This is a genomic window from Oceanibaculum pacificum (assembly GCF_001618175.1).
Lineage (GTDB): Bacteria > Pseudomonadota > Alphaproteobacteria > Oceanibaculales > Oceanibaculaceae > Oceanibaculum > Oceanibaculum pacificum.
On record NZ_LPXN01000122.1, the window covers coordinates 1 to 24,828 of the forward strand.

Annotated in this window: 24 protein-coding genes and 1 pseudogene; 6 read left to right on the plus strand and 19 right to left on the minus strand. The window is 68.0% G+C overall.

Annotated features, from left to right (window positions below):
- Positions 1-56: 56 nt before the first annotated feature.
- The gene (locus AUP43_RS12455) at positions 57-599 is read right to left on the minus strand and encodes a GNAT family N-acetyltransferase (protein ID WP_232315138.1); all 543 of its coding nucleotides are present in this window, start codon (positions 597-599) and stop codon (positions 57-59) included.
- A gap of 365 nt (positions 600-964) precedes the next feature.
- Here AUP43_RS12455 and AUP43_RS12460 point away from each other — a divergent pair, with 365 nt between their 5' ends.
- Positions 965-1,222, plus strand: coding sequence for a hypothetical protein (locus AUP43_RS12460; RefSeq protein WP_067557467.1), 258 nt, complete (start codon positions 965-967; stop codon positions 1,220-1,222).
- Here the strand turns inward: AUP43_RS12460 and AUP43_RS19050 are convergent.
- Positions 1,219-1,371, minus strand: a complete 153-nt coding sequence (locus AUP43_RS19050) for a hypothetical protein (RefSeq protein WP_157089343.1) — start codon at positions 1,369-1,371, stop codon at positions 1,219-1,221. The two genes, AUP43_RS12460 and AUP43_RS19050, sit on opposite strands and share 4 nt — an antisense overlap.
- Before the next feature lie 187 nt (positions 1,372-1,558).
- On the opposite strand from AUP43_RS19050, the gene folB reads away from it, so the two are divergent.
- The 3 genes from folB to AUP43_RS12475 all read left to right on the plus strand — a co-directional run bounded on the left by folB (position 1,559) and on the right by AUP43_RS12475 (position 3,511).
- Positions 1,559-1,945 carry a dihydroneopterin aldolase gene (gene folB, locus AUP43_RS12465; protein ID WP_232315140.1) on the plus strand — a complete coding sequence of 129 codons (387 nt, stop codon included), beginning with the start codon at positions 1,559-1,561 and terminating at the stop codon, positions 1,943-1,945.
- A gap of 88 nt (positions 1,946-2,033) precedes the next feature.
- Complete coding sequence (locus tag AUP43_RS12470) at positions 2,034-2,585, plus strand: peptidylprolyl isomerase (protein WP_067557473.1); 552 nt, start codon at positions 2,034-2,036, stop codon at positions 2,583-2,585.
- Between the two features lie 158 nt (positions 2,586-2,743).
- A complete protein-coding gene (locus tag AUP43_RS12475; protein ID WP_067557476.1) occupies positions 2,744-3,511 on the plus strand; it encodes a substrate-binding periplasmic protein in 768 nt (255 codons plus the stop codon).
- Between the two features lie 48 nt (positions 3,512-3,559).
- Here AUP43_RS12475 and AUP43_RS12480 read toward each other — a convergent pair whose 3' ends face one another.
- The 4 genes from AUP43_RS12480 to AUP43_RS12495 all read right to left on the minus strand — a co-directional run bounded on the left by AUP43_RS12480 (position 3,560) and on the right by AUP43_RS12495 (position 8,214).
- A complete protein-coding gene (locus AUP43_RS12480) occupies positions 3,560-3,766 on the minus strand; it encodes a cold-shock protein (RefSeq protein ID WP_067557479.1) in 207 nt (68 codons plus the stop codon).
- A 242-nt stretch (positions 3,767-4,008) separates the two neighbouring features.
- Entirely contained in the window at positions 4,009-4,200 is a 192-nt protein-coding gene (gene hemP / locus AUP43_RS12485; RefSeq protein WP_067557483.1) for a hemin uptake protein HemP, read from the minus strand.
- 139 nt (positions 4,201-4,339) lie between these two features.
- Positions 4,340-6,994: a methyl-accepting chemotaxis protein gene (locus tag AUP43_RS19445; RefSeq protein WP_084462781.1), complete on the minus strand. Its 2,655-nt coding sequence runs from the start codon at positions 6,992-6,994 to the stop codon at positions 4,340-4,342.
- A 29-nt stretch (positions 6,995-7,023) separates the two neighbouring features.
- Positions 7,024-8,214, minus strand: coding sequence for an ABC transporter substrate-binding protein (locus AUP43_RS12495; protein ID WP_067557489.1), 1,191 nt, complete (start codon positions 8,212-8,214; stop codon positions 7,024-7,026).
- Positions 8,215-8,575: 361 nt separating this feature from the next.
- Here AUP43_RS12495 and AUP43_RS12500 point away from each other — a divergent pair, with 361 nt between their 5' ends.
- On the plus strand, positions 8,576-9,295 hold the full coding sequence (locus AUP43_RS12500) for a thermonuclease family protein (RefSeq protein WP_067557492.1): 720 nt from the start codon (positions 8,576-8,578) through the stop codon (positions 9,293-9,295).
- On the opposite strand, the gene AUP43_RS12505 is transcribed toward AUP43_RS12500, so the two are convergent.
- The 11 genes from AUP43_RS12505 to AUP43_RS12555 all read right to left on the minus strand — a co-directional run bounded on the left by AUP43_RS12505 (position 9,292) and on the right by AUP43_RS12555 (position 21,699).
- On the minus strand, positions 9,292-10,518 hold the full coding sequence (locus tag AUP43_RS12505; RefSeq protein ID WP_067557494.1) for an MFS transporter: 1,227 nt from the start codon (positions 10,516-10,518) through the stop codon (positions 9,292-9,294). The two genes, AUP43_RS12500 and AUP43_RS12505, sit on opposite strands and share 4 nt — an antisense overlap.
- Before the next feature lie 23 nt (positions 10,519-10,541).
- A complete protein-coding gene (locus AUP43_RS12510; RefSeq protein WP_067557497.1) occupies positions 10,542-11,681 on the minus strand; it encodes an iron-containing alcohol dehydrogenase in 1,140 nt (379 codons plus the stop codon).
- Positions 11,682-11,819: 138 nt separating this feature from the next.
- Positions 11,820-12,707 (minus strand): 3-hydroxyacyl-CoA dehydrogenase NAD-binding domain-containing protein, encoded by an 888-nt coding sequence (locus AUP43_RS12515; protein ID WP_067557501.1) that lies wholly within the window; start codon positions 12,705-12,707, stop codon positions 11,820-11,822.
- A gap of 28 nt (positions 12,708-12,735) precedes the next feature.
- Positions 12,736-13,257: a flagellar basal body-associated FliL family protein gene (locus tag AUP43_RS12520; protein ID WP_067557507.1), complete on the minus strand. Its 522-nt coding sequence runs from the start codon at positions 13,255-13,257 to the stop codon at positions 12,736-12,738.
- 69 nt (positions 13,258-13,326) lie between these two features.
- On the minus strand, positions 13,327-13,581 hold the full coding sequence (locus AUP43_RS12525) for a hypothetical protein (protein WP_067557510.1): 255 nt from the start codon (positions 13,579-13,581) through the stop codon (positions 13,327-13,329).
- Between the two features lie 83 nt (positions 13,582-13,664).
- Positions 13,665-15,452: a gamma-glutamyltransferase family protein gene (locus tag AUP43_RS12530; protein ID WP_067557513.1), complete on the minus strand. Its 1,788-nt coding sequence runs from the start codon at positions 15,450-15,452 to the stop codon at positions 13,665-13,667.
- Positions 15,453-15,538: 86 nt separating this feature from the next.
- The gene (locus AUP43_RS12535) at positions 15,539-16,117 is read right to left on the minus strand and encodes a DUF924 family protein (protein ID WP_067557518.1); all 579 of its coding nucleotides are present in this window, start codon (positions 16,115-16,117) and stop codon (positions 15,539-15,541) included.
- Positions 16,118-16,129: 12 nt separating this feature from the next.
- Positions 16,130-17,689, minus strand: coding sequence for an O-linked N-acetylglucosamine transferase family protein (locus AUP43_RS12540; RefSeq protein ID WP_067557521.1), 1,560 nt, complete (start codon positions 17,687-17,689; stop codon positions 16,130-16,132).
- The gene (locus tag AUP43_RS19260) at positions 17,682-18,470 is read right to left on the minus strand and encodes a sulfotransferase family protein (protein ID WP_067557524.1); all 789 of its coding nucleotides are present in this window, start codon (positions 18,468-18,470) and stop codon (positions 17,682-17,684) included. The genes AUP43_RS12540 and AUP43_RS19260 overlap by 8 nt, the downstream gene beginning before the upstream one ends.
- Positions 18,467-20,971 (minus strand): O-linked N-acetylglucosamine transferase family protein, encoded by a 2,505-nt coding sequence (locus AUP43_RS12550; protein WP_198154898.1) that lies wholly within the window; start codon positions 20,969-20,971, stop codon positions 18,467-18,469. The genes AUP43_RS19260 and AUP43_RS12550 overlap by 4 nt, the downstream gene beginning before the upstream one ends.
- Positions 20,972-20,973: 2 nt before the next feature.
- Entirely contained in the window at positions 20,974-21,699 is a 726-nt protein-coding gene (locus AUP43_RS12555; RefSeq protein WP_067557530.1) for a glycosyltransferase family 2 protein, read from the minus strand.
- A gap of 32 nt (positions 21,700-21,731) precedes the next feature.
- Here AUP43_RS12555 and AUP43_RS12560 point away from each other — a divergent pair, with 32 nt between their 5' ends.
- Positions 21,732-22,574: a glycosyltransferase gene (locus AUP43_RS12560; protein ID WP_067557533.1), complete on the plus strand. Its 843-nt coding sequence runs from the start codon at positions 21,732-21,734 to the stop codon at positions 22,572-22,574.
- On the opposite strand, the gene AUP43_RS12565 is transcribed toward AUP43_RS12560, so the two are convergent.
- The gene (locus AUP43_RS12565) at positions 22,538-24,571 is read right to left on the minus strand and encodes a glycosyltransferase (protein WP_067557536.1); all 2,034 of its coding nucleotides are present in this window, start codon (positions 24,569-24,571) and stop codon (positions 22,538-22,540) included. The genes AUP43_RS12560 and AUP43_RS12565 overlap by 37 nt on opposite strands.
- A pseudogene (locus AUP43_RS19265) lies at positions 24,568-24,828 on the minus strand (hypothetical protein); the annotation flags it as partial. The pseudogene AUP43_RS19265 and the gene AUP43_RS12565, both read right to left, overlap by 4 nt.

The following is a 24,828-nucleotide window of genomic DNA, read 5'->3' on the forward strand; positions in this document are numbered from 1 at the left end:
GCGAATGCAATGAGCCTAGCGCAAGCCGGGTGAGGGGAGATGCCTCCCCGCCTCACCTACGCAGCGCTACGGCGAACCGACCTCCGGGGCGGGAGGGCCAGTTGGATCATCCCGGATACGCCATCCAGCGCGCCCGGCTCCAGCGCCAGGGCGAGGAAGCGGCGTTCCTCGACCGGGCCGGGCAGCGCCAGGGCCAGCGCCTGCTCGCGGGTAAAGCCGAACGGATTGTAATATTCCGGGTCGCCGACCAGCACCACGATCTTGTGGCCCTGCGCCTTGGCGTGGGCGAGCGAGTGGCGCATCAGCGCCTTGCCGAAGCCGCGCCCCTTATGCGCCGGATCGACCGCCAGCGGACCGAGCAGGATTGCGGGCGTGCGCGCCGCGCCGATCAGGATCGGCCAATAACGGATCGAGCCGCGCATCTCCGACTCCGCCGCCCCCTCCTCCAGGGCGACGAAGGAAAGCGCCATGTCGTGCGGCACGCCATCGCGCAGCTTATAGACCGTCTTCGCCGCGCGACCGGCGCCGAAGGAGACGTCCATCAGATTTTCGATAGCGGCGAAGTCGCCCGGCCGTTCGGGCACGATGTGCATCTGCATGTCCTGAATTCCAACTGAGATCGGGGGTATGGGTCTTGCTCGAAAACCCGCATCGCCGATCCCGGGGCGGAACATGCTGGCGGTAGCTAGCGGCTCCGGCGGTGACCCAGCGACACGGCTGCCCGCGCCGCGCGAGCGGCCAGGCAGGTCATACGTCGTCGGAGAAGGTCAGCCGTCATAATGGGGCTCAACACCGCAATTTCACTGGTACTGCATTTAGCATAAAGCGCGCCCGCCGCAAGTGCGATTTTTCGTATGCCCGCTAGGCGCTTAACGATGGTCTCCGCACGCCGCGCCAGCCTGCCCCTGTTCGCGCCCGCCCGGCCGGCTTATGATGTCCATCGGGATCGGTTGCGAAGACGGACATGGCGATGGCGAAAGACCCCAAGGTGATGCAGGACGCCCTACGGCAGATCGGCGCATTGCGGCGCCAGGTCGATCCCGAAGTGCTGGAGAGTGCCGAGCGGCTGGCCCGCCATCAGATGGGCATGCCGCAACGCCCCAGTCTGGCCTTGTCGCTGCTGGAACGCGCCCGCGCCAATAACGGACGCGACCGCGAGCGGGTGCTGGCCGAGGTCGAGCGCCTGGTGCGCCGCAATGGCGGCGAGAGGGACGACGGCTAGGCGCTTTTCTCCAGGCGCAGCGATTCGATGGAATGCTCGATATCGCTGACCAGCGTGCGCAATTGCGGACGATCCACGCAATGTTGCCGCAGCAGCACGACAATAGTCGTCAGCACCGTCAGGGCAAGATCGGAACGCGGCAGGCTCATGGCGGCACCCATCGAAGGTTATGGAGAGAAGATAGGCCGCACTGGTTAAAAAGCCGTTTATATCGCCCCACCCCGTGAAAACGCCGCAGCGGACGGATCGCCTCCAAGCGCAACGGCACTGGCGAAAGCGGGTTGAGGCTGGCATTGTGCCCCCCGGCCCGTTGCGCGGCCGGTTTGGCGACCCAACATGCAAGCGCTGACCGGCCTCCCTAAGGAGTTGGCTTTGTACCGGATTTTCGTGCGCGATCTCGTGCTGCTCGCCGAAGTGGGCGTCTATGACAGCGAGAAGAACCGCCAGCAGCGCATCCGCCTGAATATCGAGTTGGACTGCGAGGACACCATCGCCGGCGCGGGCGACCGCATCGACGGGGTGGTGTGCTATTTCGGCGTCGTCGAGCGCATCAAGGCGATGCTGGCCGAACGCCACATCAACCTGATCGAGACCGTCGCCGACCGCGCGGCCGCCCTGTGCCTGCACGATGCCCGGGTGGTCGAGGCGCGGGTGACGGTGGAGAAGCTGGACGTGCTGGAAAGTGCTGCCTCGGTCGGCGTCACCGTCGCCCGGCGGCGTTAGCGCTTCATATTTCCCGTCAGCCGCCCTAAGGTGTCGAGGATATCGCTGACCGTGACACCCCTTTTTTCCGGAAGGACATAGACAGCACATGATCCGCCTGAAGACCCTCGCCGCCGCCTTGCTGCTGGCCGCCGGCTTTCTCTTCACGAGCGCCCCGCAATCCCAAGCCGCGAATCTGGAGAACATGCTCTATCTCGATCTCGAATATGGCCGCGTCGTCATCGAACTGAAGCCGGACCTCGCGCCCAAGCACGTCGCCCGCATCAAGGAACTGGCTCGCCAGGGTTTCTATGACGGCATCGTCTTCCACCGCGTGATCGAGGGCTTCATGGCCCAGACCGGCGACCCCACGGGTACGGGCACCGGTGGCACCGGCAAGAAGCTGCCGGCCGAATTCACGCCCACCCCGTTCCAGCGCGGCACGGTCGGCATGGCCCGCTCGCAGAATCCGGACAGCGGCGACAGCCAGTTCTTCATCTGCTTCAAGCCGGCGGCGTTCCTGAATGGCCAGTACACGGTCTGGGGCCAGGTGGTCGAGGGCATGGAGTTCGTCGACCAGATCAAGCGCGGCGAGCCGCCGGCAAACCCGGACAAGATCATCAAGATGACCGTCGCCGCCGACGCGGAAAAGAAGAGCTGAACGGCCTTCCGACCATCTTGCGACGCCTACCCGCAGCCCCTGGCCTTCCGGCCGGGGGTTTTGCTTTTTCGCGCCGCCAATTTACCGCATGATGAGTCCGATGCGGCTGCCCCTGGTGACGTCCCAGCGGGAATAGGCGTCGGGGATACGGGGTTGCCATGATGCGGTTGCTTTGCCTTCCGGCCTTTCTGCTGGCCATCTGGTGCGGGCCGTCCCTCGCGGCGGAAGAGGTGCGCGTCGGCGGCTATCTGTTTCCGCCCTATGTGGAGCTGGTGGACGGCAACCCGAACGGTCTGACGCTGGATGTACTCGCCGCCGTGAACGCCGCGCAGGACCGCTATCGCCTGAGCTTCGTGCCAATCGCGGCCGCCACCCGCCAGGCCGATCTGGCGGCCGGCAAATACCATATGATCCTGTTCGAAAGCCCGGCCTGGGGCTGGGACGCGGCGCGCATCGCAGTCTCACCGCCCTTGCTGCAGGGGGCGGAAATTTTCGTCGCCCTGGCGCAGCCGGGCCGTGGCCAGGGCTATTTCCGCTCTTTGAAAGCCAAGCGGATCGCGGCGATGCGCGGCTATCACTACCGCTTCGCCGAAATGATCACCGATCCCGCGATCCTGAAGCGCCGCTTCGGCGTGGAACTGGTGGAGGATCCCGGCGATGCGCTGCAGGCCATCCTGGACGAACAGGCCGACATCGCCCTGATGACCGATTCCTACCTGCGCCGGCTGCTGCATGACGTGCCGGAATTCGCCGACATCCTGCTGGTGGGCGACACACCCGACCAACGCTACGATTTGTCCGCCCTGACCGCCGCCAACCGGCGCTCCCTCATGGAGGCGATCGCCCCCCTGCTGCGCGACGTGCTGGATGCGCCGGATTTCCAGCCGATCCTGCAAAGCTACGGATTTGCGCCATCGCGCCGATAAGAAAAAGGCGGACCGAAGCCCGCCTTTCCCCACTTATAGGCTAAAAGCCTAGACGATGGCCAGATCGGCCGCCGCTTCCTTGCCGTTCCGGCCGCGCTGCAGCTCGTAGCTGAGACGCTGCCCCTCGGGCAAATCCACCATGCCCGCCCGCTCAACCGCGCTGATATGCACGAAAATGTCGGCCCCACCGTCATCCGGCTGAATAAAGCCGTAGCCCTTGGTCCGATTGAACCACTTAACGGTCCCAGTACTCATAGTCTCTCTCCTTGATCGCCATGCGTCCATGGCGACAACACTCAATCATTCGTCATGCGGTATCGTCGGGAACGGAGGGAATCTGCGTCTCGCAACGGCGGCGAACGTCTTTGCCGCGCCACACCAACGCCCTTGAGAATACCCAAAAGGGCCGAACGGCGCAATTGCACCGCCGGAGGGCAGACTTGCGCCCGGCGAGGGGAACAAAATCCCGGCACCGGAAGATAGATTTGCTTGCGCCGTTATTTCGTGAGAATCAGCTTGCCCTTACGGGTCAGACGCAGGCGGTAATATTCCTGCGCATGCTCGATCAGGATTTCCCGCCCGGCCTTGAACAGCTCACTGCTCTGCAGGGTCGGCAGCGCCGGCAATGTCTGCAAGGGCGTCGACGGCAGCACGCGGAGATTCTGGACGACAGGATGCGACAGGCTCATGACTCTCTCCTGATTTGCGAATGGTTCTCATTTTCAGAATGAGGCCATTGCGAACGATTGTCAACCAGTGCGCAAAAGCAAGACCCCCGGCACGCGGGCCGGGGGTCGGGTGTTTCGGTATAGGTCGCTCTCGTCGCCGCTATGCGGCGCGCACCTGGCCGAGGAATTGCTCCACCTGTTCGCGCAGGCGCTCGCTCTGCTGCATCAGATCGCCGGCCGAGTTGAGCACTTCGTTGGCGGTGCTGCCGCCCAGCTCGGCGGCGGTGCTGACGCCGACGATGTTGGTGGAGACCTCCTGCGTGCCCGAGGCCGCCTGCTGCACATTGCGGGCGATTTCCTGCGTGGCCGCGTTCTGCTCCTCCACGGCCGAGGCGATAACGGTGGCAATCTCGTTGATCTCGCTGATCACCTGGGCGATGTCGCTGATCGCGCGCACCGCCTCTTCCGTGGTGGATTGCATGACCTCGATCTGGCCGGAGACATCCTCGGTCGCCTTGCCGGTCTGATTGGCCAGGTTCTTCACCTCCGACGCCACCACGGCGAAGCCCTTGCCGGCCTCCCCGGCGCGCGCCGCCTCAATGGTCGCGTTCAGCGCCAGCAGGTTGGTCTGCTCGGCGATGCCACGGATCAACTGCACCACCTCGCCGACCTGCTGGGCCGCCTTCATCAGCCCCTGCACCGTACCGTTGGTGCGCTGCGCCGCCGCCACCGCGCGCTGGGCGATGGTCGCCGATTCGGTGACCTGCCGGCCGATCTCGCTGATCGAGCTGGACAGCTCCTCCGCCGCCACGCCGACGGTCTGGACGTTGCTGGAGGCCTGTTCCGACGCCGCCGCAACGGTGGTCGCCTGGGCGCGGGTCTCCTCGGCGGTATGGGCCATGCTCTCGGCCGCGCTGCGCAGCCCGCCGGCAGCCGTGCCGACGGCCTGCACCACGTCGCCGACCTTGCTTTCAAAATCCGCGGCGAGCTGGAGCATCATCTCCTTGCGCTCGGCGGCGGATTTGCGGCGCTCGACATCGGCGGCGGCGCGGCTTTCCTCCAACGCCACCGCATTGTCGCGGAACACGGTCAGCGCCGCCGCCATGCGGGCGATCTCATCCCGGCCCTTGGACGGAATCTCGGCGTCGAGATTGCCCTGGCTGATCTGCTCCATCGAGACGGTCAGGCGGGTCAGCCGGCCGATCACGATGCGGCCGACATAGAACCAGCCCAGCAGCACCGCGCCGATGACGCTGCCGACCACGATGGCGATCATGATGGTGTTGCTCATGGCGATCGACTGCGTGGCCGCCTGACGCGCCGCCACGATGCTGGCGTCGCCGGCCTGCACCAGCTCGTCGACTGCCTGCTTCAGCGCACTCGCCTGGGTCTGGGTTTCGGTGACCAGATCGGCGGCCAGCGCGGACAGCGCCAATTCGTCGCGCCGCAATTCGAAGATGCTGTTCTCGGCCTGGCCCAGATCGATCAGCGATGTGGCGCGCGACCACAGCATAGCCGTGGAGCCGCCGCGCGGCAGATTGTTCAGATGGCCGTCGAGACGCGATGCGGACGCCTCGAAGCGGCCCGACATCGCATCGAGCTGGTCGGTCGAGCGCTCGTTCGACGCCGCCGCCAGGATGCCCGACAGCAAATTAACCTCCGCCTGCATCGACAGCATGGCGCGCAGCATGCCGAAATCCCGCTCCATCAGGTTCTGGATCACCTGACGGCTATCCTCAACCGCCACTTCGGAGCTCAGCACCAGGTCGAAATTGGTGTCGTCGACCAGGGTGATCAGCGCCAAGGAGAGGCTTTCATAGGTGCCCAGCACCTGCTGCATCATCTCGGCGCGCTGCTTGCGCAGGGTCTGCAGCTCGATGAAATCGGTGCTGGTGAGTTCGCGTTCGCGCAGCGTGAAGAAACTCTCCGGCCCATCGCCGATGGCCAGCATCTGCCGGGTCATGGCGGCCACGGTGGCGCCGCCGCTCAAGCTCCAGAGCTGCTCCATCAGCGGCCGCAGCCGCTCTTTCACCAGCGTGTATTGCTCCATCAGCGGCCGCAGATCGCCTCGGTCGGTCGCGCTGTTGATCTGGGTATAGAGGCCCAGCAGCACATTGACTTCCGCCCGCACCTCCAGCGCCGAGCGCAAGCCCCCCACCTGGCCTTCCAGCAAGGCGGAGATCGCGGTGCTGGTATTGTCGGTGGCCTGCTCGGCGGAGGCGAGCAGGCTCTTGCTGGCGGCATCGATACGTGGCGCCAGATCGGCCAGCAGCGCCCCATGCGACAGCCCCGCCTCCTCGATTTTCTCGCGCCGGTCGAAGCTGATGTTCAGCGCGTCGCTGACCAGCTGGTTCATCTCGTCCAGCCGGCCGCCCAGCGCCTGGATACGCTCCTGCAGCGCCTGCACCCGGTTGCGGTCCGCCGCACTGCTGATTGCCTCAAGCTCGGTCAAAAGAACGCCCAGCCGCTCGCGGCTCGCCAGCAATTGCTTGTTAGCGGCCTCGCGCTCCTCGTCGCTGGTCGCCGCCTGCAGCGCCGGCGCCACGGCAACGAAGGTCCCGGTTTCCGCCGCCAGCTTCAGCGCGGTCTGGGACACGGGCACCGCCTGCTCGGTGATGGCGGTCAGATTCTCGTTCAGCCCCCGGAAGGAGACCCAGGCGACCGCGCCGACTGCGACCGTCATGATCGCGGCGGCGGAAAACGCCATCAGCAGCTTCTCGCGTATGCCGAAGCCCTGGCCCACACGCTTGCGGGGAGGAGCGGCCGGAGCCGTGGCGTCGTCGTTCGGCAGAGCGTTTGAAGTAATGTCAGTCATGATGCTATCCGTCTCTCTCCGCTTGCCGATCAGCCGCCGACGCCGGCGAGGCTGGTGACCGCCTTGAAGGAACCGTCATCCTGGATGACGGTCATGAACACCCGGTCCATGCCCTGATTATCGTCCGGACCGAAATTCAGCGTGACGCCGCCCAGATCGAAACTGCCCGTGGACTGGATGACATCGAGCAGCGCCTCACGGCTGATATCGCCCTTTATGGCGTCCAGCGCCTTGACCATCAGCCGGCCGACCATATAGCCCTCCAACGAGATGAAGCCGGGCTTCGCTTCCGGGTCCAGCGCCTTCAGTGCGGCCTGGAAATCGGCGACCAGCGGCAGTGAAGCGTCCGTAGGGTCGGGCACCACCTGGCTCACCACCACGCCGCTGCCGGCGCTCCCTAATTCAGCCGCCAGCGCATCGGCGCCGACGAAGGAGATATTCACGAACACCGGGTCCATGTTCAGGCTGCGCGACAGCTTGATGAATTCCGCCACCGGCTTGTAGGTGCCGACAATGACCACCGCGTCGGCCTTCGCCTTGCGGATGGCCAGCAGGGCGGTCTTTACCGCCGTGGTGTTGCGATAATAGCTGCCCTCGGCCACCAGCCGCAGGCTGCGCTTCTCCATCGCCTTCTTCACGCCGGACAGGCCGGCACGGCCGAAACTGTCGTCCTGGTACAGGATGGCGATGCGCTTGGCGTCGACATCCTTGGTCAGATGCTCGATCCACGCCTCCGTCTCCTGGTCGTAGGAGGCGCGGATGTTCACCACATTCTTCAACGCCGGATCGCGCAGGAAGCCGGCCCCGGTAAACGCCCCGACAAAGGGGATCTTGAAATTCGTGGCGATCGGCTGGGCCGCCACGGTGGTGGGCGTGCCCACCGCGCCGACCAGTGCGAAGACCCCATCGGTCGCGATCAACTTGCGCGTATTCTGCAGCGCCAAGTCCGGGCGATAGCCGTCATCATAGGAAATCAGCTCGATCTGCCGGCCCTTCACCCCGCCGGCATCGTTTGCCTGCTTGAAGGCGGCCAGCAACCCCTGGCGCATGCCCTGCCCCAACGCGCTCGCCGGTCCCTCCAGCGCCGCCGACTGGCCCAGCACAATCTTGTCGGCCGTTACGCCGGACTCCTGCGCCAGGACCGGCATCGAAGCAACCAGGCCGACCCACAGCCCCGCCGCCAGCGCAATCTTGGGCATCGCAATCTTGGATAGTCGCATCCCCATCCCCTTTTTGATGTTCTCAAGCGTTACGCTATCGGTCTTGGCTTAACGAAAAGTTTACTGTAATGAGCAATTTAACTAAAAACCCAGCAAATCACCTTGCGCGACTGGCTGGTTATATTCTCTTAAAGCCTTATAAATCAGCTTATCAGCACATATCCACTCCGAACCATTCGGATTTACTGTTTTTTGCCGGCGGGTGAAAAAGAAAAAATTATTTAACGCCAAGCAACCGCGCGACGGCGTGAAAGCAAAAAATGGTTAAATGCCCGAGCACCCGGTTTGACGGGTCGGCGGGCCGGCAGTATATCGAGGCGACATGGCTCCTCCCTCCCGATCCCGGAAACGCCGCTGGCTGTTGCTGCCTCTCCTGCTGCTGGCGGGCGGCGCGGCGGCGGTGGCCTTATTGCCGGGGCCGCGGCCGGGCGCCCCGGCGGCCATTATCGTCACATTGCCGCCTGCCTTGCCGCTGCCGGTCGACGCGCCAACGCCGGAGCGGCAATTGGCCGAGGCGCCGGCAACCCTGCCACAGGCATCACTCCCCCCGGCGTCCCCCGCGGCGGAACCATCGGCGGAGCCGCTACCGCCCCTGCCGACGCGCGAAGTGGCCGTCCGCCCCCGGGTGCAACCCGGCACGCCGCGGGAGCCCGCCCCCTGGTTCTTCGAGGGACGGCAGCATGGTGGCGGCAACAGCGGTTCCAGCAGCGCCGGCGGCGGGCGACAGCTCGGCGATGTGCGGGTCATCGGCCCGACCATGCTGTCGACCGCCGGGCAGCCGCACAGCCTGCAGGGCGTCGCCCCGCCCGCGCCAGATGCGCTGTGCCCAACCGCGCAGGATGCGGCGCGGCGCTGCACCGAGGCGGCAATGGCGCTGCTGGCGGCCCGCATTGGCCAGCATGCGCCCTTGCGCTGCGCGCCGCGCGCGCCAGGCATCGCCTGCACCGATTCCGGAGGCGTCGATCTTGGCCGGCTGCTGGTGGCCGAAGGGCTGGCGCTGCCCACGCCCGACAGTCCGGCGGAATATGGCGTGGCGGAAAGCCAGGCGCGCGCCGCCGCCAAGGGGCTCTGGGCGCGTTAGGCGGTGGCCGGCCGGCTGGGACGCAGCCGCAGCAGCAAGAACAGCATGATCGCGAAATTGACGAGGTTGAAGGCAACGCCGGTCAGGAAGGCGACGGCATAGTGCCCCGCCATGTCGAACACGAAGCCGCCGACATAGCCGCCGGCCGCCATGCCGAAGGTGCCGCTCAGCAGGATGATGCCGATACGCCAGCCGGCCTGGCTTTCCGGGAACACCTCGCGCGCGGCGAAGGAATAGGTTGTGACTAGCCCGCCGAAGGCCAGCCCGAACAGGGCGGCGGCGAGATACAGGCCGACCAGCCCATCGACCCAGATGAACAGCGCCAGCGTCAGCCCTTGCGCGACGGAGCCGACCAGGATGGTCCGGATGCCGCCGATCCGGTCGGCCATCACGCCGAAGCCCAGCCGACTGACGAAGCCGCAGGCCAGCAGCAGGGCCAGCATCTCCGCCCCGCGCGCCGGCGCGAACCCCAGATCCACCGCATGCGCCATCAGATGGACTATGGGCATCGCCATGGCCACGCAACAGGTGATAATGGCGCCGCAGAGCAGCACATGCGACAGGCCGAAACCCAGGCCGGTCAACAGCGTCATCGCGGCCAGCGGCGGCCCGCCTTCCGGCCGCGCCTCGACCGGCGACGCCGGTGGCTGCCGGCGCAGCACCAGCGCCAGCGGCACGATGGTCGCCAGGCTGAAGGCGCCGTAATAGATCATCACCTCGCGCCAGCCATATTCGTCCATCAGCCAGCGGCAGAGCGGCGGCCAGACCATGCCGGCGACGCTCTGCCCGCTGCCGGTCAGCGCCAGGGCGAAGCCGCGATTGCGGTCGAACCAGCGTGTCGTATTGGCGAATAGCGGGGCCATAAGCGCGCCGTTGCCGAACACGCCCAGCAGCACGGCGTGGGAGAAATACAGCGCCCCCTCGCCCTGCATCGTGCCGGCCATGACGCAGCCGGCGGCCAGCGCCAGCCCGGCGACCAGGCTGGTTTCCGCCGCCCCGCGCCGGTCGGCCCACCAGCCCATGATCACGCCGCCGACGCCCGCCCCCATCCAGACCAGCCCGTTGGCGAGCGAGGGCACGCCGCGCGGCCAGCCGAATTCCTGGCTGATCGGCAACATGCCGACGACGATCAGATACATCGCCCCGAAGCCGACCGTCACCATCGCCATCGAGGCCAGGGCGACGCCCCAGCCATAGCGCGATTCGATGCTGCCGGCGGCCAACGGACTACCTTGGACGCGTCACCTCAATTGCCGGCCATCGCCTCGTCGAGCAACTTGCGATAATCCTCGCGCGTCGCCTTGCGCGGGTTGGTCGGATGGGCATGGTCCTTGGTCGCGGCCTCGGCGATGGCGTCCAGCGCGTCGTCGCCCACGCCCATCTCGCGCAGGCTGGCGGGAATGCCGATGCGAGCATTCAGATCGGCGATGGCGTCGGCGATGTCGGTGCCGTCCGGCAGGCCCATCGCCTGGGCCACGCGGTCGTACTTATCGCCGACCACCGGCCGGTTGAAGCGCAGCACGGCGGGCAGGAACACCGCGTTAAGCGTGCCGTGATGCAGCCGCACGCCCTTCAGCGCGCCCAGCGGGTGCGACAGCGCATGCACCGCCCCCAGCCCTTTCTGGAAGCACATCGCCCCCATCATCGAGCCCATCATCATCTCCCAGCGGGCCTGTCGGTCGGAGCCGTCCTTCACCGCCGTCTCGATGGAGCGGGTGGCCAGCCGCAGCCCTTCCAGCGCGATGCCGTCAGCCGGCGGATTGACCGCCGTGGCCAGGAAGGTTTCGATGCAATGGGTGATGGCGTCCATGCCGGTGCCGGCGGTCAGGAACGCCGGCAGGCCCAGCGTCAGTTCCGGGTCGTTGATCGCCACATTGGGGATCAGATGCGGGCTGACGATGGCCAGCTTGCGCCCATCCTCCAGCACGATCACCGCGCCGCGCCCGACCTCGGACCCCGTGCCCGAGGTGGTGGCGACCGCGATCAGCTTGGCGATGTCGGGACGGATGCGCGGCACGCCGCCCTCCACCATCGCATATTGCGCCAGCGGGCCGTCATGCGTGGCCAGCAGGCGCACGCCCTTGGCGAGATCCATCGAGGAGCCGCCGCCGACAGCGATGATGCCGTCGCACTTGTTTTCCTTATAGACCGCCAGCGCCGCGCGGGTCGCCGCCTCGGTCGGGTTCTCCGGCGTGCCGTCGAAGATCGAGACATCGAAGTCGTTCGGAATATGCGCGCGGATCGTGTCCAGCACGCCTGATTTCACCAGCCCCTGGTCGGTCACGATCAGCGGCCGGGTGATGCCCAGCAGCTTCATCTCGTCCGCCAGCAGCTTGATGGCGCCGAAGTCGAACTGGATTTTGGTCAGGTAACTGATAACGGCCATGATGTCGTTTCCATCCCGGTTACGATTGCTTTGGCGCCATGCTTGCCGCCCGCCGCCGCCAGGTCAAGCGACAGCGCGCGCAGGCCGCAATGCAGGCAGGGCGGGGCAGCCCACGGGTAGTCCACGGGCAGCCCACGTTCACCCCACAGGGCCGCCGACGAGACTTTTCAGATAGGCGAGAAGCTGGTTCAGCTTGGCCGTGGCGTCGCGACGCACATCCTTCGGGTCTTGGCCGGACCAGTCGTAGAAGCCCTGGCCGGCGGACAGGCCGGTCTTGCCCTCGGCATAGAGCGTCTGGAGGATCGGGTTCGGCTCCGCGCCATGATGCAGGTGGGGCACGATGGCGCGCTGGGCCAGCGCGTGGGTTTCCAGCCCGCCGATATCCTTCTGCTGGATCAGGCCGGTCACGCACATACGCGGGCCGAGCAGATATTTCGCCACATTATCCACCGCCTCGACGTCGCACACGCCGGTTTCCACCAGATGATAGGCCTCATGCAGGATGGCGTGCTGCAACCGGTTGACCAGGAAGCCCGGCACCGCCTTGCGCTGGATCAGCGGTTCCTTGGCGGTGCGGCGGATCGCGACGGCGGTGCGCTGCAGCACGGTCTCGCTGGTCTCCGGCAGGCAGATCAGCTCCACCATCGGGAACACATCGGCCGGTTGCAGATAATGAATGCCGACGAAGCGCTGCGGATGGCCATAGGCCGCCGCCAGGTCGGGCAGCGGCAGACCGGAGGTGTTGGAGCCGACGATGGGCGCATCGCCATAGGCGGCGCTCAGCCGGGCGAACAGCGCGCGCTTATCCTCCATGCGCTCGATTATGGTCTCGATGATCAGGTCAGGCGCCGCGGCCGGCAGCTCCGACAGCGCGGTCACGCCGGCCGGCAAATCGGTCAGGCGGGCGGGGTCGCGGCTCAGGATCGAGACCTCGAACCCGCCCTCGGCGAAGCTCTTGGCGATGCCCCGGCCCATAGTGCCGGAGCCGGCGACCAGGACAGTCGCGATCGGTGTCGTATCGGTCAAGGGAGGTTTCCTCGGTTATCGTTTTTGATTATTGGACGCGCAGCCGGGTGATCTGGGCGCTGTACAGCTTCAAATCGGGCAGGAGGCGGCGCACCTCCGCCTCGATGGCGGCGCGCAGCGGCTCGATGGCGCTGGGCTGGGACAGGGTTTCAACCGGTTGGCGGCTGAGCAGCACGATGATCGCATCGCGCACCCGCGCATCGGCGACCTTCACCTTGGCGTTCTCGTCTTGCGACTGAAGATGCAGGCTGACGGTAAGCATCACGAAGCGCGATTCACCGCTGGCGGTGCGCGGCGTCAGGATAAAATCGGACAGGGTGGCGTAATAGCCGCTGCCAGCGCCCTTCTTGGGCATGTCGGCCGGGGTTTCGGCCGCCGGCTTCTGCTGGCCCTGGGGGGCGGGATTCAACAGGCCGCTCATCATCAGGCCCGCAGCGCCGCCCAGCAGCAGCAGCAAGGGCAGCAGGATCAGCAGGATCAGTTTCTTGACCGGCAGGCGCTTGACCTTCGGGGCGTCGCCCAGAACGTCGCCTTGTGCATGCTCCGCCATCGCGTTTCCTACTGGTGGTGGCCGTTTTCGCAGTCTAGCAGAGCCGGCGGCCGGCGGCTAACCCGCCGCTCAGCCTGGACCGCTCATCCCCCGGCGCGTTCGACGCAGCATCAGCTCCTCCACCAGGTCGGTAACCCGGCCGGCAATGCTGCGCTTCATCTCCGCCGGCAGCGCGTCGAACGAGGCCTGCGCCAGCATGATATCCACATACTGGCCGGACTGCACGGCGCGCAGGATATCGCGATAAATCTCGCTCTGCGCGCCGGCAACGTCAGCAATGCCCTGGGCAAGCAGGTCGAGGGCAGGATTGCTGGGCGGCGGCATGACGGGAAGTCCATGATAGATGGGATTTAGCGATAATTATTCGCTAGCGCCAAGAAAGACGCAATCCCCCTCCCCGCCCGGCTTTACCGGCCGATGGCATAACCCTGCATGCCCCGTGCATTGGCCGCCGCTTTCAGCACCTCGCCATCCTTCGCCGCCGCCGACAGCCGGCCTTCCGACCAGTCGCCGCCGACCGTCACGTCATGCCCGCGACGGCGCAGCTCCTCCACCGTGGCGGCGGGGAACCGGCCCTCGACCTGCACATGGTTCCACTTCGCCGCGCGCGGCCAGAAGCTGTTCGGGAAATGGTCGATATGCAGCGCCGGGCAGTCGATGGCCTGCTGCAGATTCATGCCGTGATGCGCGTGATGCAGGAACATCAGGCTGGACCATTGCGGCTGCTGATCGCCGCCCGGCGTACCGAACGCCATGTAGGCCTCGCCGTCGCGCAGCGCCATGTTGGCCGTCAGCGTGGTGCGCGGCCGGCGGTTGGGCGCCAGTGCCGAGGCCGATTTCTCGTTCAACCAGAACATCTGCATGCGGTTGGTCAGGCAGAAGCCCAGCTCCGGAATGATCGGGCTGGATTGCAGCCAGCCGCCGCTGGGCGTGGCCGAGACCATGTTGCCCCAGCGGTCGATGATATCCATGTGGCAGGTGTCGCCCGCCGTATTGCCGTCGCGCCGCACGGTCGGCTCGCCGATGGAGAAATTGGCGTATTCCGGCGCACGGCCCATGCGCTTGGCGGCGTCCTTGTCCATCCAGCGTTCCAGGCCGGGCACCGCGCCGGGGCGCGGCTCCTTGGAGGCGGCATCGCCAATCAGCGCGCGGCGCTCGTCATTATAGGCGGCCGAGAGAAGCGTCTCCATCGGCACCTCGACCTGCGCGGAATCGGCGTAGAACTGCTCGCGGTCGGCCATCGCCAGCTTGCCGCTCTCGATGAACAGATGCAGGAAGTCCGGCCCCAGCGGGTCGGTCTTGTCGAGATCGTAGCCCTTCAGCAGGGCAAGCTGCTGCGCCAGCACCGGCCCCTGGCTCCAGGGCGGGATGACGGCAACGGTGTAGCGGCCATATTCCAGAATCGTCGGCTTCTCCACGCTGGCCTGCCAGTTCGCCATGTCGTCGCCGGTCAGGATGCCCTTGTTGCGCCGGCCGGAATCGTCGATGGCCTCGGTGGTGCGGCAGAATGTGTCGATCGCCTCGGCGACGAACCCCTTCGACCAGGCGGCGCGTGCCGCCTCGATCTGCTTGACCCGGTCGCCGCCGGCGGCTTGGGCTTCCGCCAGGATGCGCTTGTAGGTTTCGGCCATGACCGGGTTGCGGAAGATGCTGCCGGGCTGCGGCGCTTCGCCATTCTTCAGATAGACGGCGGCGCTGGTCTTCCATTCGTTGGCGAACAGCTCCTTCACCGTATTCACCGTCTTGGTGATGTTCGGCACCACCGGATAGCCCTTTTCGGCAAAGGCGATGCCCGGCGACAGCACCTCGGCCAGGCTCATCGTGCCATAGTCGCGCAGCAGCAGCATCCAGGCGTCGAACGCGCCCGGCACGGTCGCGGCCAGCAGGCCGGTGCCCGGCATCAGATCGAAGCCCAGGCCGCGATAATGCGCCATCGTGGCCGCCGCCGGGGAGACGCCCTGGCCGCAGATCACCTCGGTCGAGCCGCGCTTGGCGTCATGCACCAGCATCGGCACCTCGCCGCCCGGCCCGTTCAGATGCGGCTCGACGGCTTGCAGCGCGAAGCCGGTCGCCACCGCCGCGTCGAAGGCGTTGCCGCCCTTCTCCAGGATCGCCATGCCGGTGGCGCTGGCCAGCCAATGGGTGGAGGCGACGACGCCGAAGGTGCCGAGAATTTCCGGGCGGGTGGTGAACATGCAATGAGGCTCCGCTTCAGGGGGGACGGCTCTTCATAGACCCGACCGCCACTTGTGTGAAGCGCTTACAGGCTGGCAGCCTGAACTCAAAAGGACGAATTCGGCTCCGTCAGGAACGCCGCCTCTTCCGCCGTGGTATCCCGGCCCAGCGCCGCATTGCGGTGCGGGAAGCGGCCGAAGCGGGCGACGATGTCGCGATGCGCCACGGCATAGTCGACCCAGCCGGGATAGCCGGTCTCCGCGCTCACCGGCGTGAACAGCGCCACCGACCGTTCCTGGTTCGCCCGATCCTCGCTATGCTCGAACGGCAGGTAGAGAAAGACCCGCTGCACCGGCAGCAACTGTTTGTCGAACCCGCGTTCCACCGCTTGCGCGGCCAGCGCCAGCGCGCGCGGATCGCCGGCGAAGGCCTTTGCCTGGCCGCGATACAGATTGCGTGGAAACTGGTCGAGCAGGACGATCAGCGCAAGGCATGCCAGCGGCGTGTCCTGCCATTCCGCGAACCCGCCTTCTATCGCGCGCTCGACGGCACCGCCGAACCGGGCGCGTATCTCGGCATCGAAGGCGTCGCTCTTCTCGAACCAGACCTTGCGGTTCTCGCCATATTCCGGGCTGTCGGGCGCGCCGAACCAGAAATCCAGCACGTCGGACGGTTGAACGCTCATTTCCATCTCCTTCTAAAGCCCGGCAAGCATAGCGGAGAGGGCGGCGTCGAGCGACCCGGCGAAGCCCATCCGGTCGGGAAACTCACTGTTTACCGGGGGGAACCGCACCGGTTGGCGCAGCAGCCCCAGCGCGATCCGGCGATAGCTTGTGGCATCCTCCGCCACGCAGCCGGAGCGGCCGGCGGCGCGCAGCATCGCCGCCGCCTGGTTGCCGCGCTGGCTGTCGCCCGCCAGCGCCACCACCGGCGTGCCGGCCGCCAGCGGGGCCAGCAGCGTGGTGCAGCCGGCATAGGGAAAGGCGTCGAGATAGAGATCGGCCCGCACCGCCAGCGCATCCGCCGCCGCCGCATCCTCGAACGGCCCGACCAGCCGGACGCGATAGGGCGCAACGCCGCGCCGCCGCGCCAGAGCGGCCAGATACGCGGCGAAAGCGTCGCGCGGCGGCTGCCCGCCGACCCAATAGGGGTTGAACGGGGCCAGCACCAGCACCGCCCTGTCATCCTCCGCCAGGATCGACAGCCAGAGATCGAGGCATTCCGGCGTCAGCTTCAGCAGGTTGGCGGTGGAGAGCAGGATTTTAGCGCCCGGCTCGATCTCCAGCGCCGGGCTTGCCGGCGGTCGCTGCAGCCCCGGATCGAAGCAGCAGAACAGGCGGTCGAGCCGCAGCAGCCGTTCGGTGTAATGCGCCTCGGCCCCAGGCGGGGTCTCGCCGCCGACCAGCACATGGTCGATGCCGGACAGGCCGCTTGTCACCGGCGAGGCCGCCAGCAGGATTTGCCGGCGCGCCAGCCGCCAGGCCGCCAGCCGGCAGAGCGGATCGACCGCCGCGGCGATATTGCCGCCGACCAGCAGGATATCGAGATCGTCGCGCCGCAGTGCCGCCACCCGGGCGCGCGGCGGCACTGCATCCAGCCGCACCAGCCGGTCGCAGGCGCTGCGGAACAGCGCCGCCATGGCGTCCTCCCCACCGCCCAGAACATAGCCGTGGACGCGGTAGCGCCGCCGGTCCAGCCCATCGATATGCGGCAGCAGGAAGCGTGTATTCGGCCTGTCGTCGATGCGCGCCGCCAGGATTCCCAGGCGGATCGGCCCGTCGCGCCGATGGCCGGGCCGCCACTCATCCACCCCCTCCGCCTGCTCGATCAGACGGCCCCGCGCCGCCATCAGGCCGCGCAGGTCGCCCGGCCCGGCGAAGACGGCGTGCAGCCGTAGATGGGGTAGTGCCGCGCCGCCGCAGGCCGCCAGCAACCTTTCCGCATAGGCCGCCCAGGCCGCCGCATCGCCCGGTCGGCGCAGGAAGGCCGGGCCCCGCCCCAGCGCCGGCAGCAGCGCCCGCCCTTCCGCGAACGGCAGGTCGCGCAAGGGATCGAGAAAGGGCAACCGGAACGGTTCCGCCAGCAGCAGTGCCGCACGATAGGGAGCCAGCCGCGCCGCTGGTGTCTTGGCCGCCGCCAGCCGTCCCAGGGCCTCGGCCAGCAACGGGGCATCCTCCATCGGCGGCACATCGAACGCGCCTGGCGGCAGCGCCACGCCGTCCAGGCAGCGCTGGGCGAGCAGCAGACGGCTACTCATAGCCAAGCACGTCGCAAATCGCGCCATAGCGCCGGTCGCGGGCCAGAAAATGTTCCAGATGCGGCGGGGCCGGCCGGCGCGGCAGCGCCTCCAACCGGTCCGATCCGCCGGCCCGGCCCTCGACCGCGCCGGTGCTGATCGTCTGCTGGTCCCGCCATCGGGACAGCGCCGCCACGTCGAAACCGATGCCCAGCCGGTCGCACAGCACGGCCATGCCGGCGGCCGGGTCGGCGATAATCGCTTCGTAGCGCACGAATCCCACTGCCGCCGCCATCCGCGCGAATGCCAGGCACCCATCCAGATATTGCTCCAGCGCCGCCCGGCCGGGCGGACGGCCCTCGGCGCTCATCATGGCCGCAAGGCTCAGCCACTGATCCAGCGGGTGGCGCACGGTGGCGACCCGGATCGGCTCGAAATCCGCCAGCAGGGCGGCCTGGCGCGATTCCATCGCCGGACTCAGCCCCAGATCGAACGGCATGAAATCCAGATGACTCCAATCCCGCACGATCAGCGGCCGTCGCGCCCGCGCCGCCTTGCGCGCGATCAGCGTCATCGCCTCGGCATAGGACACCGCGTTGCGGGCGGCTAGCTCGGCCCGCTCCGCCGCGCTCAGAAGGCCGAACCAGTGATGCGCTTGCGCCAGCGGGTCGAGATTGGCGAAACCGTCCGGATGCACCTCGCTCAGCACCACGGCGCGCGCCTGGGTCAGCAGCAGCCGATTGATCACCGTGCCGCCGCTGCGCGCCAGCTGGTGCAGCAGGCGGAGGCGGGGCCGGCTCACAGCGCCACCCGCGACAGGCGGATCGTCCCCGCCCAATCCGCCGCGCCTCGCAGTGTCAGGCAGGCCGGCCCCACCGCCGCCTGGCGGTGATACCCCTGCCCGCCGCGCAGCGCCACCGCCTGACCGTCGATGGCCAGCGCCGCCTCCCCTTCCCCCTCCAGCGTCACCAGCCAGCAACCGGCGGCAAGGCTGTCGAGATGCAGTTCCGCCGGAGCATCGGCGCGCAGGCAGCGGCGGCCGTCCCGCATGATCCAGCCCCGGCCGAGGATCGGATCGTCCGGCCGCAACAACAGATCGCCGCCGGCTGGATGCAGCGCCGCGCGCGAGACGGCGATGCCCAGCAGCCGCGCATCGCCGCCGGCCTGTCTTTCGGCGACGGACAGGTCGACCCGCAGATCCCCGCCGGGGGATTCCAGCCGGCAGCGCAACAGCGCCTGCTCGCGCGGCAGGAGGGGCGGCAGATGCTGCGGGCGGATCGTCTCGCCATTGGCCGACAGCCGCAGGGCGCCTAACTGATCTTCCGCCGCCAGATGACGCAGGGCGATCTCCAGCACCAGCGGCCCGGCCGGCGCATCGGGGAAGCGCAGTGTGGCCGCCGCCCCGCTCCAGCGCCAGAAGCCGCCTTCCGCCCGGCCTTCCAGCACATGCCAGCCTGCCGGGAAGAACGCGCCCCAATGGGCGTCGATAATCACGCAATCGGCCGGCCGCGACGCCTGTCCCTCGGCCAGTATGTCGCGATACAGGGTTTCATAGGCACCCGCGATTCTAGGCGTGAAATCGGCGAAATCGAGAAAGGGGGCTTTGCGCATTCGGGCGCGGATCTTGGCCCGCAGTTCCTCCCGCCGGGACGCATCCCGCGCCAGCGAAACGGCGAGCGCCACATACTGCTCGGCATCCGCCGCGATATATTCTTCCAGCCCGATGGCCCGCAGCAGCGCCGCCCCCTGATGCGTCTTTTGTCCCTGGCCCGACATCGCCACCACCGGGGTGCCGGCGCGCAGCGGGTCGATCAGGCTGGCGCAGCCGCTATAGGGAAAGCTGTCCAGGAAGATATCCGCCCGCTCGGCTAGAAGCGCGAGGGTCGCGCGGTCCTGGAACGGCCCGGCAAGGCGAATGCGGCCGGTATCCAGCCCGGCAGCCAGCGCCGCTTCACGAAACCACAGGCCTATCGACGCCGGGTCGACGCGCACCTGCCAGCCTGGATTGGCCGGCAGCAGCAACAGCACCGCATCCGGCGCTTGTCGCAGCACTTCTATCCAGGCGTCGCGCAGGGCCGGCGTCAGCTTTGCCGCATGCGCCGTCGCCAGCAGCAGCGTGTGGCCGGCCAGCGACGCCAGCAGCCGGGTCGCTTCATCCGCCTCCGCCGAGGGGCTGGGCGGCGGATCGGCGAAGCAGACCGGCAGGCCCTCCATCAGCAGCGGGCGCTCGCTATAGCGCGCGGCGATATCGGTCGCATTCTCCGCTGCCGCCGAGGTCAGGAACCGGTCGATGCCGGGCAGGCCGGTGCTGGCCGGGCTAGCGATGGTGGCGATTTGCCGGCGCGCCAGCCGCCGGGTGGCCAGCGCCGGATATTCCCCGGCGCGACCCAGCAGATTATTGGCGAACACAAGGATATCGAGGTCGAATCCCCGCATATAGGCCGCCCGCTCCGCCGCCGGCACGCCGGCCAGCGGCACGCAGCGTCCGGCCAGCCCGGCCACGGCGCGGGCGTTGTCGCTGCGCGGCTCGCCCAGCAGGAACAGGCTGGTATCGTAGCGCGCCGGGTCGAGATCGCGGAACAGCGGGACCGCCACCCTCGTCTCCACCCTATCCTCCGCATCCAGCAGGAAAATACCCAGCCGAATGCGTCGCTCCGGCGAGGCCAGCGGCGGCAAGGGCGGATCGGCCCAGTCGGCGATCAGCGCGCCGCGCCGGCGCAGCGTGTCGAGGTCGGCCTCGTCGCGGAAATGGGCGAGAAAATTGGCGTGGTCCCGGAAAATCCGGCGCAGCAGCCTGGCGTCGCGCACGGTCGGCGCCTGCGCGACGCGCTCCGCGACCCAGGCGACCAGATCGATGAAGAAGCGCCGCCGGCGCTCTCCCGCCGCCGCGTCCTTATCCAGCGGCAGGCCGGCGAACAGCGCGCCGACCGCATGATGCAGCAAGGGCGGCGGGCAGCGATCCAGCAAGCCCACGTTTCCAAGACAATCCGCCGGATAGGCGTAGAGCAACCGGGCCAGCAGGTGGGGCCAGAAGGTAGGCGTATCGGGATCGGGAATTTCGAACGCTGGCCCCTCGCCGGGCAGGGCGCGCAGCTCCAGCGCCTCGATGCGGCGATAGAGCCGGCCGAAATCGCTGCTCAGGGCCGAGGCCAGCATGAAGGGAGGAATCGCCACCATCGCGTCCGCCAGCCGCCGGCGTAACACCTGCGCCACCGCCAGTTTTGCCGGCGGAATGGCCCCCAAAGGCGGGATATCCAGCGCCGCCAGTTGGGCCAGCGCCGATTCCGTTAGCGTCGGCAGCATCGTCATGCCGCCAGCAGGCCGGCATTGCGGCGCAGTACCTCCGCCTGCCAGCGCCGATGCGCGGCTGGGGAGGCGGCCGACAGACCGTCGCCATGCCGGCGATAGGCGGTGCCGAGGCCGCCGGCATGGCGCCACACGGCGCGGCGGGCGGCCAGGCGCAGCTTGAAGTCCCAATCCTCATAGAGCGGCAGGTCGTGGGCATAGCCGCCCGCCTCCAGATACAGCCGCTTGGACAGCAGCATGTCGCGCGGGAGGGGTGCCGTCCGCCGGGCCATCCAGGCCAGCCTTTCAGCGCGGTCCATCAGCGCGTAGCGCGACAGGTTCCAGTCTTCCAGCAGCCCGCCCCAGGCATCGACCAGCCGCACGTCGGAGAAAGCCACCGGCTCGACCCGGCCGAGGAAGGGGGCAATCGCCCGCCATTCCGCTTCATGCTTGTCGGGGGCCATCAGATCGTCGCCATCCAGCGTCGTCAGCCAGTCGAGAGACGTTTCGCGGATCGCCAGGTCGCGATTGCCCGCCGGTCCCAGCCGGCGTTCGCGCAGGATTGGCCGCAGGCGCGGCTCCTCGGCGGCGAGCGCGCGTAGTAGGTCGCGCGATCCGTCGGTCGAGGCGTCGTCGGCCACGATGATCAAGTCGAACGGCCGGGTCTGCGCCCGCACCGAAGCGATGGCATCGGCCAGATAGGGAGCGTTGTCGCAGGAGGCGATCAGGCAGGCCGATATCGTCATGCGCCGGCCCGCGTGCTGTGGGAGGATGCGGCATGCGCGTCAGCCTCGTCATCCCCAGCTTGAATCAGGGCCGCTTCCTTGCCGAGGCGCTGGCCGGCGCGCTGAAAGGCCCCGACGCCGCCGACCAGGTGCTGGTGCGCGACAATCTCTCGACCGACGACACCGAGACCGTGCTGGCTGGCTTCAAAGCCCGCCATCCGGATCGGCTGCATGTCGTGCGCGAGGCCGATGGCGGCCAGGCCGACGCGCTGAACAAGGGCTTCGCGGCGGCCACCGGCGATCTTGTCGGCTGGCTGAATGCCGACGACAGGCTGACGGCGGGAGCGCTGGCACGGCTGCGCCAGGCCGCGCGGGCACAGCCGGAAAGCGTGCTGTTCCACGGCCGGGCGGCGCTGATCGATTCGGCCGGTGCGCCTTTGGGGCCCTATCCGGTACGGCCCGACGGGATGCTGTACGATTTCAGCGCCGGCTGCTTCCTGTGCCAGCCGACCGTCTTCCTGCGGCGCGAAGCGCTGGCGCTTCTGGGGCCGCTGGATACCGGCTTGCAGACGGCGATGGATCTCGATCTGTGGCTGCGGGCCTTTCGGCGCTATCCCGGCCGGATCGGCTTCATCGAGGCGGTGCAGGCCGCGCAGCGGATGCATGCGGACGCCAAGACCCATCGGCTGCGCCCGCAGGTCTTCGCGGAATCCATGCGCGTGCTGCATCGCCACGGCCTGCCGGTGCCGCAGAGCTGGCCGCTGACCTACGCCGCCGAGTGCGGCACGGAGGGGCCGGGCTGGGCGCAGGTCGCCGTCGCCTATGAAGGCGTCGCCGGGCCGGAGGCTTTGCGGGCGCTCTACAGCCATCCCAGCCTCTCCAGCCGGGCGCGGTAACGCCGCCCGACCTCGGCCGGATCGTGCCGGGCGCGGATCAATTGCTGGCCGGCCAGGGCAATGCGACGGCTTTCGGTGCGGTCGGACACGAGCGTCCGCATCAATTGGGCGGCCTGCGCCATGTCCGGCTCCGCCCAAAGCTGGCCGTCGCCGAAGGGGTAGTCGCTAGGCGTCAGGCCATACTCGACTGGAAAGCCGGTTTCGGGCGTCACGAAATCCGCCGTGCCGGACCAGCCGGTGGCGATGACCGGCTTACCCAGCAGCATCGCCTCCGCCGGGATGCGGCCGAACCCCTCCGCCCGGTGCAGCGCCAGATGAGCGTCGCAGCAGGCCAGCAGGGCATCGGCCTCCGGGCGGCTCATCCGGCGATTCAGCAGGAAGATGCGCGGATCGTCATCGATGGCGTCGACAAGCTCGGACCAGCCCGGCGTGCCCGCGCCGGCATTCATCGCCTTCAGCACCAGCCCGACCGAACGCCGCCGGGGAAAGGCCCGCCGGAAGGCCCGCACCGCCCCCAGCGGGTTCTTCCGTACCAGAGTGGAATTGCCGTCGAACCCGGCATGGAACAGGAAATGATCCGCCGGCAGGCCGAACTGCGCCCGCCCCAGCGTCACCGGCCGTGGTGGGGCCACGGCCGGCGGCATGGCAATCACCGGCACCGGGGCGTCGCGCCGCCAGCAGCCGGCCAGAAAGCCGCTCATCGCCCAGATTTCGTCCAGCGCCGCATAGGCGAGGCCGAAGCGCGCCGGCCAGGCCGGCAGTTCCCACGGTAGCAGACCAATGGTCTTGCGGCCGTCGAGATAGCCCGCGCCACAGCGCCCCAGCAGGTTAAGCGCCTCGAACCCGGTGAGGCAGAGCAGCATTGCACGGTATCGCGGCATTTCCAGCGGTGCGCCGCCGGGCGGCACATCGACGATCTGCACCGGCACGCCGACGACGGCCAGCGCGCCCGCTGCCTGCCGCGCATCCTCCCCGATGCCCATCGCCGCCGAGGCATGGCCGAGAATCGTGACGCCGCCCGTCTCCGGCCGGGGCGCACGACGCGGACGCGGCGCGGCCAGCGCCGGCGCCTCCTGACGGCCATGATGGCGCAGCCAGCCGGCGAAACCTTCCAGCCCCGACCGGTGACGCAGATCGAAGGCGACCTGCAAGTCCGGGCGCGCGGCATACACGGCGAGCGCCAGCGCCGATGGGCTCCAGCCCGGCGCGTCGAGCAGCGCGGGATAATCCCGCACCCCCACGGACAGGCACCAGGCGAGATACAAGGCACGCTTCTCCGGCAGGGGATAGGCGGCCTGAAGATCGGGACGCATATGCCACAGCGCCAGCATCAACCGGGTGATCGGCAGCGGGAGATTTTCGGACAGCGCGGCAATGGCGGCATGCGGATCGTCCGGCTGGGCCGCGCCGGGCATATCGACCAGCCGCAGCAGCCGGCCAGCCGCGAAGCAGAATAGCGGCACGGCGTCCGGGACCGTCAGCCGACGGGTTTCCGGCGCCAACGGGTCGGCCTGCCAGGTTGCCGACCAGCCTGTGTCCTCCCCCAGCGCCAGCACGGTGAACGGGCCGTTCAGGGGCGCCATCTCAAGCGCCTGCCGCTCCGCTTCCAGCGCGTGGCGAACCCGCACCGGATGCGCAGAAACCGCTTGGGACATCAGATAGGCGCGGAATTCAGGATAGGCCGGGCCATCGAGCAGCCCGGCTTTCGGCGCGGCGTCGATCAGAAAGGCGGTGATCGCCGCAAGACTGCGGGCATCCAATCCCTTAGCGGCCGCCGAGAGCGGCTGCTCCCCCGCCTCCCGCCACAGCGCCAGCACCCGCCAGGCTGGACGCCCCATCGCCGCCGCCACGGGATCGAGCGTATTGCGGCAGGCCAGCGCGCCGCTTCCCCGCCAGGGTCGAAGCGCATGGAAATGCGCCAGCGCGAGGCCGGGGCCCAGGCCAAGGCGCTGGACCGGAAGCAGCGCCGGAAGCGCCTGGGGCAGCGGCAAATTCACGGCAGCACCAGGAAGTGATCCAGGGTCAGGTCGGCCGGATCCACGCCCTGCAGCGTGACCGTCACGCCGCCCCCCAGATCCAGCACCGCATTGCCGTTGCCGTCGACGCCCAGGCGCGCAAGCATCTGGAGGGGATCCAGCCCCAGATCGGCGGCCAACTCGATGCGATCCTCGGTCAGGTCGAAATCCAGCACGAGATTGGCATCGTCGCCAGCCTTGAAGGCAAAGAGGTCGCGTCCCGCGCCGCCGGCCAGCGT